This is a genomic window from Clostridium sp. E02, assembly GCF_003833015.1.
GTDB lineage: Bacteria > Bacillota > Clostridia > Lachnospirales > Lachnospiraceae > Lacrimispora.
In genome coordinates this window covers 1-13,778 of sequence record NZ_RJLQ01000027.1, presented here as the reverse complement: position 1 = coordinate 13,778, position 13,778 = coordinate 1, and the positions used below count along the sequence as shown (strand labels likewise).

The window sequence follows — 13,778 nt, the reverse complement described above, 5'->3', positions numbered from 1 at the left end:
CTATAATATCAAAGGAGTTTAAATCCAAATGAAATCCTCTCAACTGATTGATCTTTTATTTCCCAGACGTTGTCCAGTCTGTGATGATATTGTCATACCAAAGGGCAGAAAAATATGCCCAGATTGTTTGAAGCAGTTATCGTTTGTAACAAACCCGGTTTGTAAAAAATGTGGCAAGAAGGTGATAAGCACTGACGTAGAATACTGCTTTGACTGTACGAGGCATAAACGGTCCTTTGAATCTGGCAGAGCATTGATTCATTATGATGAAACGGCCAAAATGTCTATGGCAAAGATAAAATATAAGAATAAACGAGAATATCTTGATTTTTATGGGGAAGCCATAGCGGTTCGTTATGAAAAATGGATCTCACGTATAAAACCAGATGTTTTGATTCCGGTTCCCGTGCATCCCACAAGGCAAAGAGAAAGGGGATTTAATCAGGCTCATATTTTGGCGTGTCGGATTGGGGAAAGCGTGGCGATTCCGGTTGAGAGTGGTATGCTTTTAAGAAATAAAAAAACAGTACCACAAAAAGGTTTAAATCCTGCGCAGCGGTTGAAAAATCTGGAAGAGGCGTTTGTTCTGGGAAACGTGACAACTGGAGTAGAAACAGTACTTTTAATCGACGATATTTATACTACGGGTAGTACCATAGAAGCTTGCACCAGAGCTTTGAAACGGGCAGGAATAAAAAAGATTTACTTCTTAACAATTTGTATTGGACTAGGACAATAGATTGTTGTATGATACAGAAATAAAATGTCACATTCTAGGAGGGAACAAGATGAGAATCAGAACTGCAGAGGAAAAGGACATGCCGCAGCTCCTTGCGATCTATAACTATGAAGTGGAATACGGTATATCTACCTTTGACTTAAAACCCAAAAGTATGGAGGAAAGGATGGGATGGTATCAGGAGCATAATACAGGGAATCACCCTTTGCTTGTAGCAGAAATAGATGGAAAAGCGGTTGGATATGCCAGCCTGTCTTCTTATCGACCGAAAGAGGCCTATGCGGGCACAACAGAGTTATCCTTATACGTTGATCAGCATTATCGTCAAAGGGGGATAGCAGGGCAGCTGGGGGCTTCTATTCTTAAACTAGCAAGGACCCGAAGTGATATCCATACGGTGATTTCTGTTATCACAGGGGGGAATCAGGCCAGCCTCCACCTTCATGAACAACTAGGGTTTGTGCATTGTGGTACCATAAAGGAAGTCGGATTAAAGTTTGGGAAGCTGCTTGACATTGAGAACTATCAGATCATGGTGTAGTATTTCATCTTTTCTGATTCTTAGGTTGATTCTAGTAGGGAACTATAAACAATTCCACTAATAATATTGACTTTGTCTTTTTGCAATTGTACTATTATGTTAGTTTTAAGCAGTAATTAGAATATGAACACCAGATAATGGAGATGCTAAAACATAATAAAGAGGAGAAGCAGATGAGCAGACTTTGTATTGTGGTTCCTTGTTATAATGAAGAAGAGGCATTGAGATATACAAATATAGAACTAACCCGGATTCTACACAGGCTGACAGAAGCGGGAAAGTTAAGTAGCAATAGTTTCATTCTTTATGTGGATGATGGCAGCACAGATAAGACCTGGAGTGTGATCCATGATTTCCGAGTACAGTTTGACTGTGTCTTCGGCTTAAAGCTTACCAGAAATACGGGACATCAGAATGCTTTAACGGCAGGGCTTATTACTGCAAAGGATTCTGCAGATATGATCATAACCATTGATGCGGATTTACAAGACGACATATCTGTAATAGAAGATATGGTTGCTAAGTATAAACGTGGATATGATATTGTATATGGAGTAAGGAATAGGCGGGATACGGATACCTTTTTTAAGAGGACTTCAGCTCTTGGCTTTTACAAACTGATGCAGGCGATGAAAATTAATATCATTTATAACCATGCAGATTACCGGCTCATGTCAAAGAGGGCAGTGGAACAATTTTCCGGTTATACGGAACGAAACTTGTTTCTAAGAGGAATTATTCCTTTGATTGGATACCGGTCCACTGTCGTTACGTATGACAGGAATTCACGGATTGCAGGAGAATCGAAATATCCCTTAAGCAAGATGTTTTCCATGGCTTTTGAGGGAATCACCTCTTTTAGTATACAGCCAATCCGCATGATTACCAGCCTTGGACTGACGATTGTTCTTTGCAGTGTTTTTGCAGCCATCTATGCTTTGTACTCTTATGTAACAGGAAAAGTGGTGGCAGGCTGGACATCCATCATTTTATCCATCTGGTTTATTGGTGGGGTTCAACTCTTATCTATTGGTCTTATTGGGACATATATCGGAAAGATATATATTGAAGTAAAGCACCGCCCTAGATATAATATTGAGATTAATGATCTTATGGAGACAGAGTATGAAAAACAAGGATGAGCAGAAGGCATCTAAGCTTATTATTCTATTAAAGACTTTTTTTAACAAGGCAAAGGATTTTCTAAGAAAAGTGAATGTTAAAATGGAAGGGAAATATTCTCCCCATTTTTTGGCTCTGGCAGTTACCATCATAACGGCTCTGGTTGGTGGTACAATCCTTTTTATACCTAATTATCAGGGAGTTGCAGCTGACGGATCCACCGATGACATTATGAAATCTGCTGGGATTTATTATATAGAACAGGAACCGGAAGATCAATATAACAATTATTTTATTAGAACCTATTCAAACACTGCATCAAGGGGTGATATGCCTGGTAAAACATTTAATAGTCAGATATTTTTTATTAAACTGGCAAAGAATCTGGATCATATTTTTACCAGTGACAGCTACTTCGATATCCGATTTTTAGGCTTTATTTATATGATTATGTATCTTCCGGCAGTGTATTTGATCATAAAGCAGGTCTGCCAGCGAGTCAAACGGTTTTCTGAAGGTTTTTTTATCTCCGCAGTGGGTTTGATTATTTTTTCAGATGTAGGATATGTAACTTATTTTAATTCCTTTTATCCGGAGGCATTGTGGTTCATTACCATGTTATATTGTGTGGGGGCCTCCATGTCCTTCCAAAAAAAACGTTCTGGTTATCTGGATGCATGGAGTTTGATTTTGTTTTTACTGTCAGGAGCTGTTCTGATCAGTTCCAGGTCCCAGTGCACAGTGATCGGCTTTCTATTTGCAGGATATGCGATCCGGCTTATCTATGTGCGCAGAAACTGGTTTTGGAGTATTGGCTGTATAGCAACCGCATTTCTTCTTAGTCTGTCCGCTATTTTTTGTATATACGCATATCCATCTGATTTTAGTGAAACAAGCAAGTTCCACGCAATGACGAGAGGGGTCTTGTTTGAGTCTTCCAATCCGGCTGATACTCTGAGAGAATTTGGAATTGATTCTTCCTATGAGTTGTTAGCAGATGCTTCCTCTTATGATTATCTGCCTCTGGTAAAGGCAGGAGACGCTTCCCTTTATCACGGGTTTATGGATAAATTTACGACACAGGATATTGCGGTTTACTATTTATGCCACCCGGGAAGCCTGTTAGGTATGATCGATGTTTCCATTGGGGCTGGTATGGATATACGAAGGAGCAATTGTGGAAATTATGAGAAATCTGTGGGATTGCCAAAGAAGGCCAAAATCCTGTTATGGTCAGGGTGGAGTACGTTTAAGGCTTCATCGGCACCCCGAACGATAGGCTTTCTGTTTTTACTGACGGGGGCGATGTTTTTTCTGTTTTATAAAGGGTATTCCATCCGCCCTTTGGAGGACAGAAGAAACACTATATTCCTGGATATGCTGCTGATGGTGCTGGGGGTTTTACTGTCTCAATCCGTTGTGGTGATTATTGGAAGTGGTGATGCAGAGATGGGAAAGCGTATGTTTTTGGTGGGGCTTTCTTTCGATATTATGACATACTGTATCTTTGCTGAATTGCTTCATAAAATAAAAATTGTTTAGAAAATAGTTTTATGCAGCAAAGATTTTATGGCTGTATGGGGTGATAAGAGAGGAAAATGATTCATGGCAAATAGAAAGTCTTTTGGTTATCTGATTCAGGATTTCGGTCTGGTTTTACTGTTTATATGTTTGTTTGTAGGAGCAATTACAGTAAGCTACACTACAAAGTCCGCGGTTTTTGAATCTGTGATCATGCTGATTGGCATCTTTGTGGTACTTTTGCTTGCAGGTTTTAAGCTATTTAGCTTATCCTTTGTACTGGCGGGGGTAGAGGTTTCGATTTATACATCGTTCCGGCTCTATCTGTTTCTCTCTTATGATATAGAGATTCCATTATTGAGTTTTGTCTGGATTTTTCTTCCCATATTATCAGCTGTAGCCATGTATCTGTTTATTTCTGAAAATTACAGGCTGGAGTTAGAAAATAATATTTTGAGAGAACAGGTAGAAGAACTGGTCATGGTAAATCCGCTGACGAAATTATATAACCTGCGAAGTCTGTATCACGATTTAAATATTCAGGTTTCCTATGCAGAGAGAAATAAGGTACCCCTGTCCCTTATGGTGATTGTACTGAAATATGAAGCAGAACTGGCAAGTATCTTGACGAGGAGCAATTACGAACGGGTGATACAGATACTGTCCCAAATTGTAGTGGATACAGTCAGGGTGGAAGATAAGACCTATTCAATTGATAACAAAGGCAGTCTGGCAGTTATACTGACCAGTGATAAGAGTGGGAGTGAAATTGCCATGAGACGGCTTCACAGCCGTATTTCAGAAAAAGATGCATTTAAAGGAATAACGAATGCTGCAATTAAGATTGAAGTGAAGATAGCTAGTTTGGAATATGACAAGGCTGAGCATGGAGACAATATGATTTTGTTTAAGCAAAGGGTAGAAAATGAACTTCAATATGATGTATAAAAGAATTCTGATTGGTACTGCTGTAGTAGCATTATTATCTGGCATATGGCTGGGAAGAACTGCCTGGGCATCGGAACAGGAACAGATACCGGAAGGGGACATCTTGATTATCTATAATGATGGAGCAGAAAAAAATACGTTGGAAGCTGTAAATGATATGGTGGAACTACTAACCTATCAAGGGTTTAAAGTGACCTATGGACCAGCTGGCAGATGCATGGCTTCCATAAATCGTTTTTCCTACGTAATCTGCTATGATTTGACGAAATACCCCGAGGATTTTTCTAAGAACCTAAAGCAGTACGAGGACCCGATTAAGAGAAACAAGGAGAGGTCTCCACATATATTATTTGTTGGCAATGAATATTTAAAAGCCTACTTAAAGGATACTGGTAGGTCTGGTGATTATGAGACTGCCGCTAGTTCCACTGGTGAGATCCGTTATACCTTTGATGGTTTAAATGAACGGACCGGTTTGGTTAAAGAAGAGTGTTTTGTATTTTTGAAATCATTCAGTTATCAGAATGGAAGCCTGACAGTTAATGGCAAAACGAGATATTTTTGTGCAACAAATGGAGTGATAACTCATATACCAGTGACGAATCTTTTTGACAATCTGATCAGAGCTGCTTTCATAAAAGAGGTGGCTCAATGGAAGTGGCCTTTTAATGGAAGCCCTAGTGAATTTGCTCAGTATATTGTAATTGATAAGGTCTATCCCTATGAGGATCCGGATAAACTGCTTGAGGTGGTGAAGTTGTTGGCTCATAAGAAAACACCCTTTGTAATTTCCGTGATGCCTGTGTATGTACATGGTGATTATCCGGCTATGGCTCATTTTTGTGAAGTTCTAAGGTATGCCCAGGCAAATGGCGGTGCAGTCATTATAAACGCACCGATCAATCAGATGATTTCTTTTGATAAGGATATTGTATTGGAATATCTTCGACAGTCTTTGGAACTATATAATAAAAACGGAGTGTATCCACTGGCTCTTCAGGTTCCCCGTAATTGGATGGTTCAGGAAGATACCATAGAGATTATGAGACATTTTAAAACCATATTTACATCGGAAGAAGAGGATTCTTATATGAAACCGTCAAATATGCGGACCAATCTGGTTTATGAGGATGGGCATCAATGGGTAGGAACAGCAGTAGCTCTTGATGATTTTAAAACCAGTTATTTATCAACGTATTCTACCGCTGTTATGATTTCTATGGAAGATCATAGGAAGGATATCAGGGAAAAGATTGAAGCCTGCCGCTGCTCTTCTGTCTCTTTAAAAAGTCTTTGGGATATGGAACACAGTTATTGGCTGGAGAAGCGTTTGATGACGTATAAAAATCACGATCTGCTGCTGAACGGCAAAAAGATGGATTTAAGCTTTGTTCCCAGCACTTATAACGAGAAATATGATTACCACCGTAATATGCTGCAGCGGTTTTCAAAGGACTTGACATCTCAGAACAGGAAGCTGATTATATTAGTCGGAATAACCTCTGTTCTTTTTTTGATTTTTATCTGCCTGGCTCGATATAATAATAGAAGAAATTATTTCTTTCACAACGAAGAAAACAGACGGTAAGACGGAACGAAATTCTTTATTTCGGAAAATCCCAGGAAAGGGAGGGGAATATGTCATTTGTTGATGTTCTTGCATTGTATTCTATTTTTGCCATATGGGGCCTATTGTTTATTAATATAGTGCTTTCCATCGGAGGTTTTATCTATATTATGCGTATGAACCGTACAGACGGACATATAGCGATTTCTGAATATCCCATGGTAACCATTATGGTTCCCGCTCATAACGAAAGCATTGTAATCAAAAAAACTATGAACGCTTTGCTTAAGTTGGACTACCCCAAGGATAAATATGAAATTATTGTAATTAATGATAATTCTACGGATGATTCTGCAAACGTGCTTAAGGATATCCAGTATAATAATCCAATCGCAAAAATCATAATTATCAATACCGATCATGTTGTGGGGGGAAAAGGGAAATCAAATGCTCTAAACATAGCCCTGTCTGTTGCATCAGGGACTGTAATCGCTATATATGATGCGGATAACACGCCGGAGCAGCAGGCGCTGAAAATCCTTGTGGAAAATCTCATGTCTGATGATAAATTAGGTGCAGTAATTGGAAAATTTCGGACAAGAAATAAGTATGCGTCCCTGCTTACCCGGTTTGTCAATATCGAAACACTGGCTTACCAGTGCATGAGCCAGGCTGGGAGATTCTTCTTTTTCAAGCTGTGTACAATACCCGGGACCAATTATGTAATACGCCGGGAGTTGATCGACCGGATGGGAGGCTGGGATGTAAATGCTCTTGCAGAAGATACGGAAATCAGCTTTCGCCTATATAGAATGGGGTATTATATCAAATTCATACCCCATGCCGTCACTTGGGAGCAGGAACCCCAGATGTTAAAACAGTGGTTTAAACAAAGGACGCGCTGGGTAAAGGGAAATCTCTATGTACTCAAAAGTAATTTTAAATATGCATTTGATCCGGCAGCAGGAAGGATGAGACTGGATGTCATTTATTATGCGCTGGTATACTTATTGATGTTTACCTCTCTTGTTTTTTCGGATCTGATTTTTATTCTGGGTGTTTTGGGATTTTGTTATGTCACTCTGGGTGGATTTTCCTCGTTGCTGTGGGAAATGGCGATTTTACTTTTCGTGCTCAATGTGACGATTACCTTATCCGTAGAGAAAAATGAGTTTAATCTCAGTAATGTAGTACTTACATTCTTTATGCTGTTTACTTATTCCAAGCTTTGGGTGCTGGTTGTGATTAACGGAGTCGTTCAGGGCATACAGGATTTTGTTTATCACAAAGAAGTTATATGGGATAAAACAGAGCGTTTTGAGGAAGGATCAGGAAAAAGGGGAGATGGACGATGAAGATGAAAATACGGATAAAAGCTGCCAGATGTCTGGTACTTACCTTGCTGCTCATTGCTGGGCTGAATATAAAGATATATGGAGCCAATCTTGGACCTGCTGTGAATACAGAAGCCACAGATGGTGAATCCGCCAGTATTCCAGAGGAAAATACAGAACATGCGGATATAGAGTCAATCGTGAATCAATCCCCTGAGGAGGATTCCATAAATTTTTTGCCTGTCGTGGATCCGGAACAAGCGGCAACACCAGAGGGGAATGCGCCGGAATATGAACAGACGAGTCATACCCAGGACATATTCTTTCCTCAGAAGACCTTAAAGGGGATTTATTCTTCTGTGGATCTTTATTTTTATGTTCAGGATTACTGGGATACCAAGTATGTATATGCTCAGATTCAGTATGATGTGAGTGAACTGATTGAAGGGACGTCATCCTCCGTTACGTTTGCGGTTAATAATATTCCTCTTCAGTCTTATAAGCTGGAGTATAAGACTGGCAGTTCCCAGATTCTTTATGTAAAAATCCCCATGAGTGAGGTACGAACTGGATATAATTCGTTTACCATGTCAGCCTATGCTAGGCTTTATAATGAAGAGGGCTGCGTGGATGATTATTCTGACGCAAACTGGTTAAGAATTGATGAAACTTCCTATATCCGTTGCGGTTACGAGAGCAAATACCCGGAACATAAGATTTCCCAATTTCCATATCCTTTTATGTCTACCTATTCTCCGACAGGAAAAGGACTGACTATTGCTGTTTCAGACAAGGCAGCCACAGGAGAAGTTACAGCAGCGATGAATTTGATGGCTGATTTAAGCACTGCCACAAAAGATAAAAACGAGATCCAGGTGTGCCTTCTTTCTGATTTGGAACAGACGGATCCCACTCGGACGATCCTTATTTCTGGTTATGATAACCTGCCACAGGAATACAAACAGCTGGTGTTAAAGGCTCCTGATTCCAATCAGAATGCAACGGTAAGTTATACGGATGATTCCCACGGAAATCCCCTGTTAATTATAACCTCATCAGAGGATTCCAGTCTGGTAGAAGCTGCTTATATGCTTATGGATGAGAGTCGCTGTCAGCAGGAGAACGGAGCCGTTGCCTCGGTAGAGAAAGGAAGCTCTCAGATTGCCGTGAATGCTGCTGCACAGAATGCTATGATGGCAGGAAATTATACTCTTAATGATATTATGGGCAGTGGAGTTTCCTTTGTAGGTCCTTTTCATCAGGAAAACTATATTTATCTTCCGGTTTCCAAAGATTTTGTACTGTCAGAAAGTGGAAAGATTGCATTAAAATTTAGATACAGTGAAAACCTGGACTTCACCCGTTCCCTGGTGACTGTATATTGGGGAGATGTTCCAGTTGCCAGTAAGCGGCTGAGGAAGGAAAATGCTTCTGGAGATGAGCTTAATTTTGAAATTCCAGCCGATATGATTGGAACAGCGGCTACTAGTATAAAACTATCATTTGACTTAGAAATTGCCGATATGATCTGCACTCCCAGACAGAGTGATATGCCCTGGGCCTATGTTTCGAAAGAGTCCACTATATTTTTACCGCCTTCCTCTGGCATTACCCTGTCTTTCGACTTAAAAGCATCTCCATTTCGAAAGGATGGTAAATTTAACGATGTCATGCTTGTGATCACAGATGTGCCAACGACCCATGAACTCAATTTGCTAGGGCAGATTGTTGCCATGTACGGGAATGAAACAAAGCCTTATGGAGGTCTTACGGTGAAGCGAGTCAGTGAATTCAGTAAAGATGATGCTGACTACAATATAATAACCACAGGTACGTTTGGAGAAAATCCCCTTATTTCACAAATCAATGACAAGCTTGATTTTAAATATACCTCAGATGGGAATGGGTTTGAAAGTAATGAACAGTTAATCTTGTCTAAGGAATATGCAGGAAATATAGCAGCTATGCAGTTGTTAAAATCTCCTTTTTCATTAAATCGCGGGTTGTTGGCTGTTACCGGTAGCAATGATCCGTCTCTGATTTATGTACAGGAATGCTTAAGAGACAGCAAGATACGAGATAAGCTGACCAAGGACTGTGTGATTCTTAATCCAGATACTGGCCTTACTGCTTTTCAGTTTATACAGAATAAAGTAGTTCAAGGTGGCCCCACCCTTGCAGAAAAGCTGGTACAAAATAAAAAATCTCTGATATTTACTGTCATTGCAACATCAGCAATGTTTCTGATGCTTCTCGCAATGATTATAATATTATTGCGGATACGTATGTACCGAAAAAAGGTGGATGAGTAAACAGCGACAGGGAGGGAATGAGGGGACATATGAAATTAGAAAAAAACTTGTTTTATCGTTTTTGTGTTGCATTATCTGTTGTTGGTATTGGATATATTTTAATCTGTGGTGTATCCTGGGTTGGCGGGGAGCAGGAATATCCTTATGCCATGAAAGGAATGCTTCTCTCTGTTTTTTTTCTGGTCTGGGTTGGAGTACATTTTCTGGCGCTGCTTTCAGCCAGGTTGGGAATTGCCCGTAAGCTGTCGGAGCGGGAAAAATTAATGGCAGGGATTGAAGCTTGTTATGTCATACTTGTGCTGGCCGCTGCTTTCATTCTACGATATGCGGTTATCTTAAAATTCCCTATGGAGCCGGCATCTGATTATAAAACCTATTATGAGATCGCTGAAATGCTTAAAAATGGTACACTTCAGGATAAGGGAGAAGGCTATTGCAATTATATCGCAATGTTTCCTCATATTATAGGGTATTGCTATATTTTAAAACAAGTCTTTGTCCTTTTCGGTACCAGCGTATTTCATGGACAAATTGCGAACATTCTTTTTTCTGTGGGTACGGTTTTTTTGATATACAGGATCGGAAGGAGGCTGGGGGGAAGATTGGCTGGGGTGATTGCATTAACCGCGGCTGCGTTCTGGCCCTCCCAGATCATGTACATTAACATGCTGGCAGCTGAGTATGCATTCTCTTTCTTCCTTTATTTATCAGTTCTTCTGTTCCTTCATCTAGCAATGGACTACGATAGCACAACGAAACATGCGGTCATTGGAATTCTACTCCATATCCTGTTGGGATTTTTGATTGCAATTTCGGCGGCAATCCGGCCAATGGCTTTGATTCTTCTAATAGCCATTTTGCTGTGTATGCTTCCGCTGAAAATGAAATTACCGGGGATTCCAAGGAACAGTTTATCCATTTGGGTGCGGTTTCTGGGAAAGGGCTGGTTAAGAGGAGCCCTGATTCTGGTTTCTTACATGATTCTTTCTGGAATCCTTACGACGAATATAGAACTTGTCATTAACCAAACAGTGCCCTCTTTCAGTGAATCGTTTGGCTATAATTTACTGGTAGGTTTGAATACAGAAGCAAATGGGGGGTGGAATGAAGAGGATTCCAAGTTTTTATACGATAATTTAGATCGTACCGGATCGCCGATTCAGGCGCAGATAGCCTGTCGTAATCAGGCATTGTTACGCCTGAATTCTGATCCAGAGGCTATTTTTAATCTATTCATTAACAAATACGAATTGCTTTGGGGAAATGATGATTACGGCGCAACCTGGAATCTGGCGTTTTTAAAGGAACAGAATACACTGTCTCCCCAAAGAGCAGATATTTTATATCGATCCCAGAATGCAAACCATATTGTCTATATGGTGTTTGTTCTGTTTTCGTTTATGACGCTTATTTATCTGCTTCAGAGAAAGGCTTCCTACGTATATGTATTGATTCTGATGTACCTCGGTACAGCGGGCATGCATATCTTTGTGGAAAGTCAAAATCGGTATCATTTTCATGTACTGCCGGTGATCATGATTATGACAGCGGTTGGAATTGGTTATATCTTTGAAAATTCCATAGTATATGTCAAAGCCTCCGATCATAGCAGACAGGAGAAGGAGAAAATACAGGGCCAGAAAATAGAAGCACTGAAGCGATTTGAGGAGGAAGAGCTTAAGGCGATCGAGAATCGTTATAAGAGTATGACCAATGCGTTTGATATGCAATCTGCCATTAAAAATGGCAATGTTATTGTGACGGTATCCGAAAAATATAGGAACCCTTCTTCCGTGGAAACGGATAGGGAGGAGAAGGGAGGGGAGAAAGAGAATGAGACCAGTTCTGTCCCAAACAAATAAAGAGAAGACATTGATTACAATAGTGTTTGTATTAGCTGTATTCACTTTTATCGGAGTATTTTCGCTGGTCAGGTATTCTCGTATGGAAAAAGAACTATTGAGACAAAGCAGAGAAAATACTGAATCAGGTGCACTCAGTGAGCAGGGAGCAGAGGTGGCTTCTCTTGATGATATCACCAGCATTTTTCCCGATAATTGTAATCTGAATGAACCCATACCGGATATCTCTTTTCAGAATGAGGCCGGGGAAACGGTATCAATTCATGACTTTGTGGGGAACGTGACAATTATTACATTCTGGGCCAGTTGGTGCCCGGATTGTAAGGAAGAGCTATCTTTAATGAATGATTTTATGGACATTGCAAAGGAATATGGTGATATCAACTATATTCTGATCAATAAACTGGATAATCAAAAAGAAACAAAGGATAAGGCGCAACAATATCTGACGCAGCAAAAAATCCTCACCGGAACTTATTATGACATTGGTCTCAATGCCTATAAAAAATTAGGTCTTCATAATATACCCACCACATTGTTTTTGGATAAGCAGGGGGTGCTCAGAGCCTTAAGTCCCAGGCAGATAACGGAGACTTCTGTATTTGAAGGATATTTAAAGGATACGATGGAGGGAAGCCAAACAGTGACTTGTGAATTTGTTACGAGCAGCATGATGGATGAAAGAGGTGGGGTACATACCGTTTATGATACCTCAAAAGCGAAAACGAATAAAAGTGATATCCTTAGTGAAACCCAGGGGGGCATGTTAGAGTACGCGGTTTTAAGAAATGATCGAGAGTTATTTGAGAAAGTGTTTCATTACATTACCTCGGTTATGTGGTCGGATGGTTTGACAGCCTGGAAGGTCACCGGGGATGACCCGTCTCATGTTAACTCTATTTTAGATGATTTCCGGATTGTCAGTTCCCTTATGCAGGCAGATTCTTTGTGGGGGGGATATGCTGAGGCCATCCACAGTTACACCAATTCGCTGTGTAAATATGGAGTAAGGAATGAACAATATGTGGACTTTTATGACAGTGAGTACAAGCAGTTTGCAAAGCGCTTTACTCTTTGCTATGGAGACTTATGCACGATGTCAGATTTGGCAATCATGGATGCAAGGCTCAAAAAACCGTATGAAAATGCAAAGAAATTGGTTGTTGAAGGAAAGATTAGCAAAAAATTTCCTCTGTATTACAGCTGGTATAACTATAAAACCAATGCTTATGAAACCGATGATTTAAATACAGCAGAAGCAATGATTACAATTCTTCATCTGGCAGAAGTTGGTTTGCTGCCAACGGATACCCTGGATTGGCTAAAGGAGCAGATGAATAAGGAGGGGATAAAAGCCCGTTATACCGTAGAAGGAAACGTTGTGGATGGGTATAATTATGATTCAACAGCTGTTTATGCTCTGGTAGCAATGATTGCCCATACGACAGGAGATCGGGAGCTGCAGGGACTAGCCCTTAGAAAAATGGAGAAAATGAGAATTGTAAATAAATCTTACCCTTATTATGGAGCCTTTGGAATGGAAGACGGAAGTGGTATTACTTCTTTTGATCAGGTGATGGCAATGCTGGCTTATGAATATACCAATTAAAAAAGAATAGAGCATTCTGGTGATATGTCAAGAAAAAACTAGAAAAGATTTTGATATGTTTTAGCCAAAAAGGGTTCACTTAATAAAGCATACAAGAAAAACATGTATTCTCGAATACTAGTTCGATTCAATATTAAATTCGGCGTCCAATTTTTCGCCGGTGTACAGTTGGTTTTTGACCAGCAAACCAAAAACGAGTCGTACGAATTTACGAGATGTAAGC

At 40.0% G+C, this 13,778-nt stretch carries 10 protein-coding genes; all 10 read left to right on the top strand.

Annotated elements, in window-relative coordinates:
• Positions 1-28 precede the first annotated feature (28 nt).
• The 10 genes from EFT72_RS17080 to EFT72_RS17035 all read left to right on the top strand — a co-directional run bounded on the left by EFT72_RS17080 (position 29) and on the right by EFT72_RS17035 (position 13,555).
• Positions 29-739 (top strand): ComF family protein, encoded by a 711-nt coding sequence (locus tag EFT72_RS17080; protein ID WP_206426675.1) that lies wholly within the window; start codon positions 29-31, stop codon positions 737-739.
• A gap of 49 nt (positions 740-788) precedes the next feature.
• Entirely contained in the window at positions 789-1,280 is a 492-nt protein-coding gene (locus EFT72_RS17075; protein WP_124068124.1) for a GNAT family N-acetyltransferase, read from the top strand.
• Positions 1,281-1,453: 173 nt separating this feature from the next.
• On the top strand, positions 1,454-2,422 hold the full coding sequence (locus tag EFT72_RS17070) for a glycosyltransferase family 2 protein (protein ID WP_124068123.1): 969 nt from the start codon (positions 1,454-1,456) through the stop codon (positions 2,420-2,422).
• Entirely contained in the window at positions 2,406-3,944 is a 1,539-nt protein-coding gene (locus tag EFT72_RS17065) for a hypothetical protein (protein ID WP_124068122.1), read from the top strand. The genes EFT72_RS17070 and EFT72_RS17065 overlap by 17 nt, the downstream gene beginning before the upstream one ends.
• Positions 3,945-4,007: 63 nt before the next feature.
• Complete coding sequence (locus tag EFT72_RS17060; protein ID WP_124068121.1) at positions 4,008-4,871, top strand: GGDEF domain-containing protein; 864 nt, start codon at positions 4,008-4,010, stop codon at positions 4,869-4,871.
• Positions 4,861-6,459 carry a DUF2334 domain-containing protein gene (locus tag EFT72_RS17055; protein WP_164473206.1) on the top strand — a complete coding sequence of 533 codons (1,599 nt, stop codon included), beginning with the start codon at positions 4,861-4,863 and terminating at the stop codon, positions 6,457-6,459. The genes EFT72_RS17060 and EFT72_RS17055 overlap by 11 nt, the downstream gene beginning before the upstream one ends.
• 50 nt (positions 6,460-6,509) lie before the next feature.
• On the top strand, positions 6,510-7,793 hold the full coding sequence (locus tag EFT72_RS17050) for a glycosyltransferase (protein ID WP_124068119.1): 1,284 nt from the start codon (positions 6,510-6,512) through the stop codon (positions 7,791-7,793).
• Positions 7,790-10,084: a cellulose biosynthesis cyclic di-GMP-binding regulatory protein BcsB gene (locus EFT72_RS17045; RefSeq protein ID WP_124068118.1), complete on the top strand. Its 2,295-nt coding sequence runs from the start codon at positions 7,790-7,792 to the stop codon at positions 10,082-10,084. Before EFT72_RS17050 ends, EFT72_RS17045 begins: the two co-directional genes overlap by 4 nt.
• Positions 10,085-10,113: 29 nt before the next feature.
• Positions 10,114-11,946: a glycosyltransferase family 39 protein gene (locus tag EFT72_RS17040; protein ID WP_164473205.1), complete on the top strand. Its 1,833-nt coding sequence runs from the start codon at positions 10,114-10,116 to the stop codon at positions 11,944-11,946.
• On the top strand, positions 11,918-13,555 hold the full coding sequence (locus EFT72_RS17035; RefSeq protein ID WP_124068116.1) for a redoxin domain-containing protein: 1,638 nt from the start codon (positions 11,918-11,920) through the stop codon (positions 13,553-13,555). The genes EFT72_RS17040 and EFT72_RS17035 overlap by 29 nt, the downstream gene beginning before the upstream one ends.
• The last annotated feature ends 223 nt before the right edge of the window (positions 13,556-13,778 follow it).

Bases quoted from the DNA above. Each gene is read 5' to 3' on its own strand.
- EFT72_RS17080 (WP_206426675.1), top strand. From the start codon at position 29: ATGAAATCCTCTCAACTGATTGATCTTTTATTTCCCAGACGTTGTCCA.
- EFT72_RS17075 (WP_124068124.1), top strand. From the start codon at position 789: ATGAGAATCAGAACTGCAGAGGAAAAGGACATGCCGCAGCTCCTTGCG.
- EFT72_RS17070 (WP_124068123.1), top strand. From the start codon at position 1,454: ATGAGCAGACTTTGTATTGTGGTTCCTTGTTATAATGAAGAAGAGGCA.
- EFT72_RS17065 (WP_124068122.1), top strand. From the start codon at position 2,406: ATGAAAAACAAGGATGAGCAGAAGGCATCTAAGCTTATTATTCTATTA.
- EFT72_RS17060 (WP_124068121.1), top strand. From the start codon at position 4,008: ATGGCAAATAGAAAGTCTTTTGGTTATCTGATTCAGGATTTCGGTCTG.
- EFT72_RS17055 (WP_164473206.1), top strand. From the start codon at position 4,861: ATGATGTATAAAAGAATTCTGATTGGTACTGCTGTAGTAGCATTATTA.
- EFT72_RS17050 (WP_124068119.1), top strand. From the start codon at position 6,510: ATGTCATTTGTTGATGTTCTTGCATTGTATTCTATTTTTGCCATATGG.
- EFT72_RS17045 (WP_124068118.1), top strand. From the start codon at position 7,790: ATGAAGATGAAAATACGGATAAAAGCTGCCAGATGTCTGGTACTTACC.
- EFT72_RS17040 (WP_164473205.1), top strand. From the start codon at position 10,114: ATGAAATTAGAAAAAAACTTGTTTTATCGTTTTTGTGTTGCATTATCT.
- EFT72_RS17035 (WP_124068116.1), top strand. From the start codon at position 11,918: ATGAGACCAGTTCTGTCCCAAACAAATAAAGAGAAGACATTGATTACA.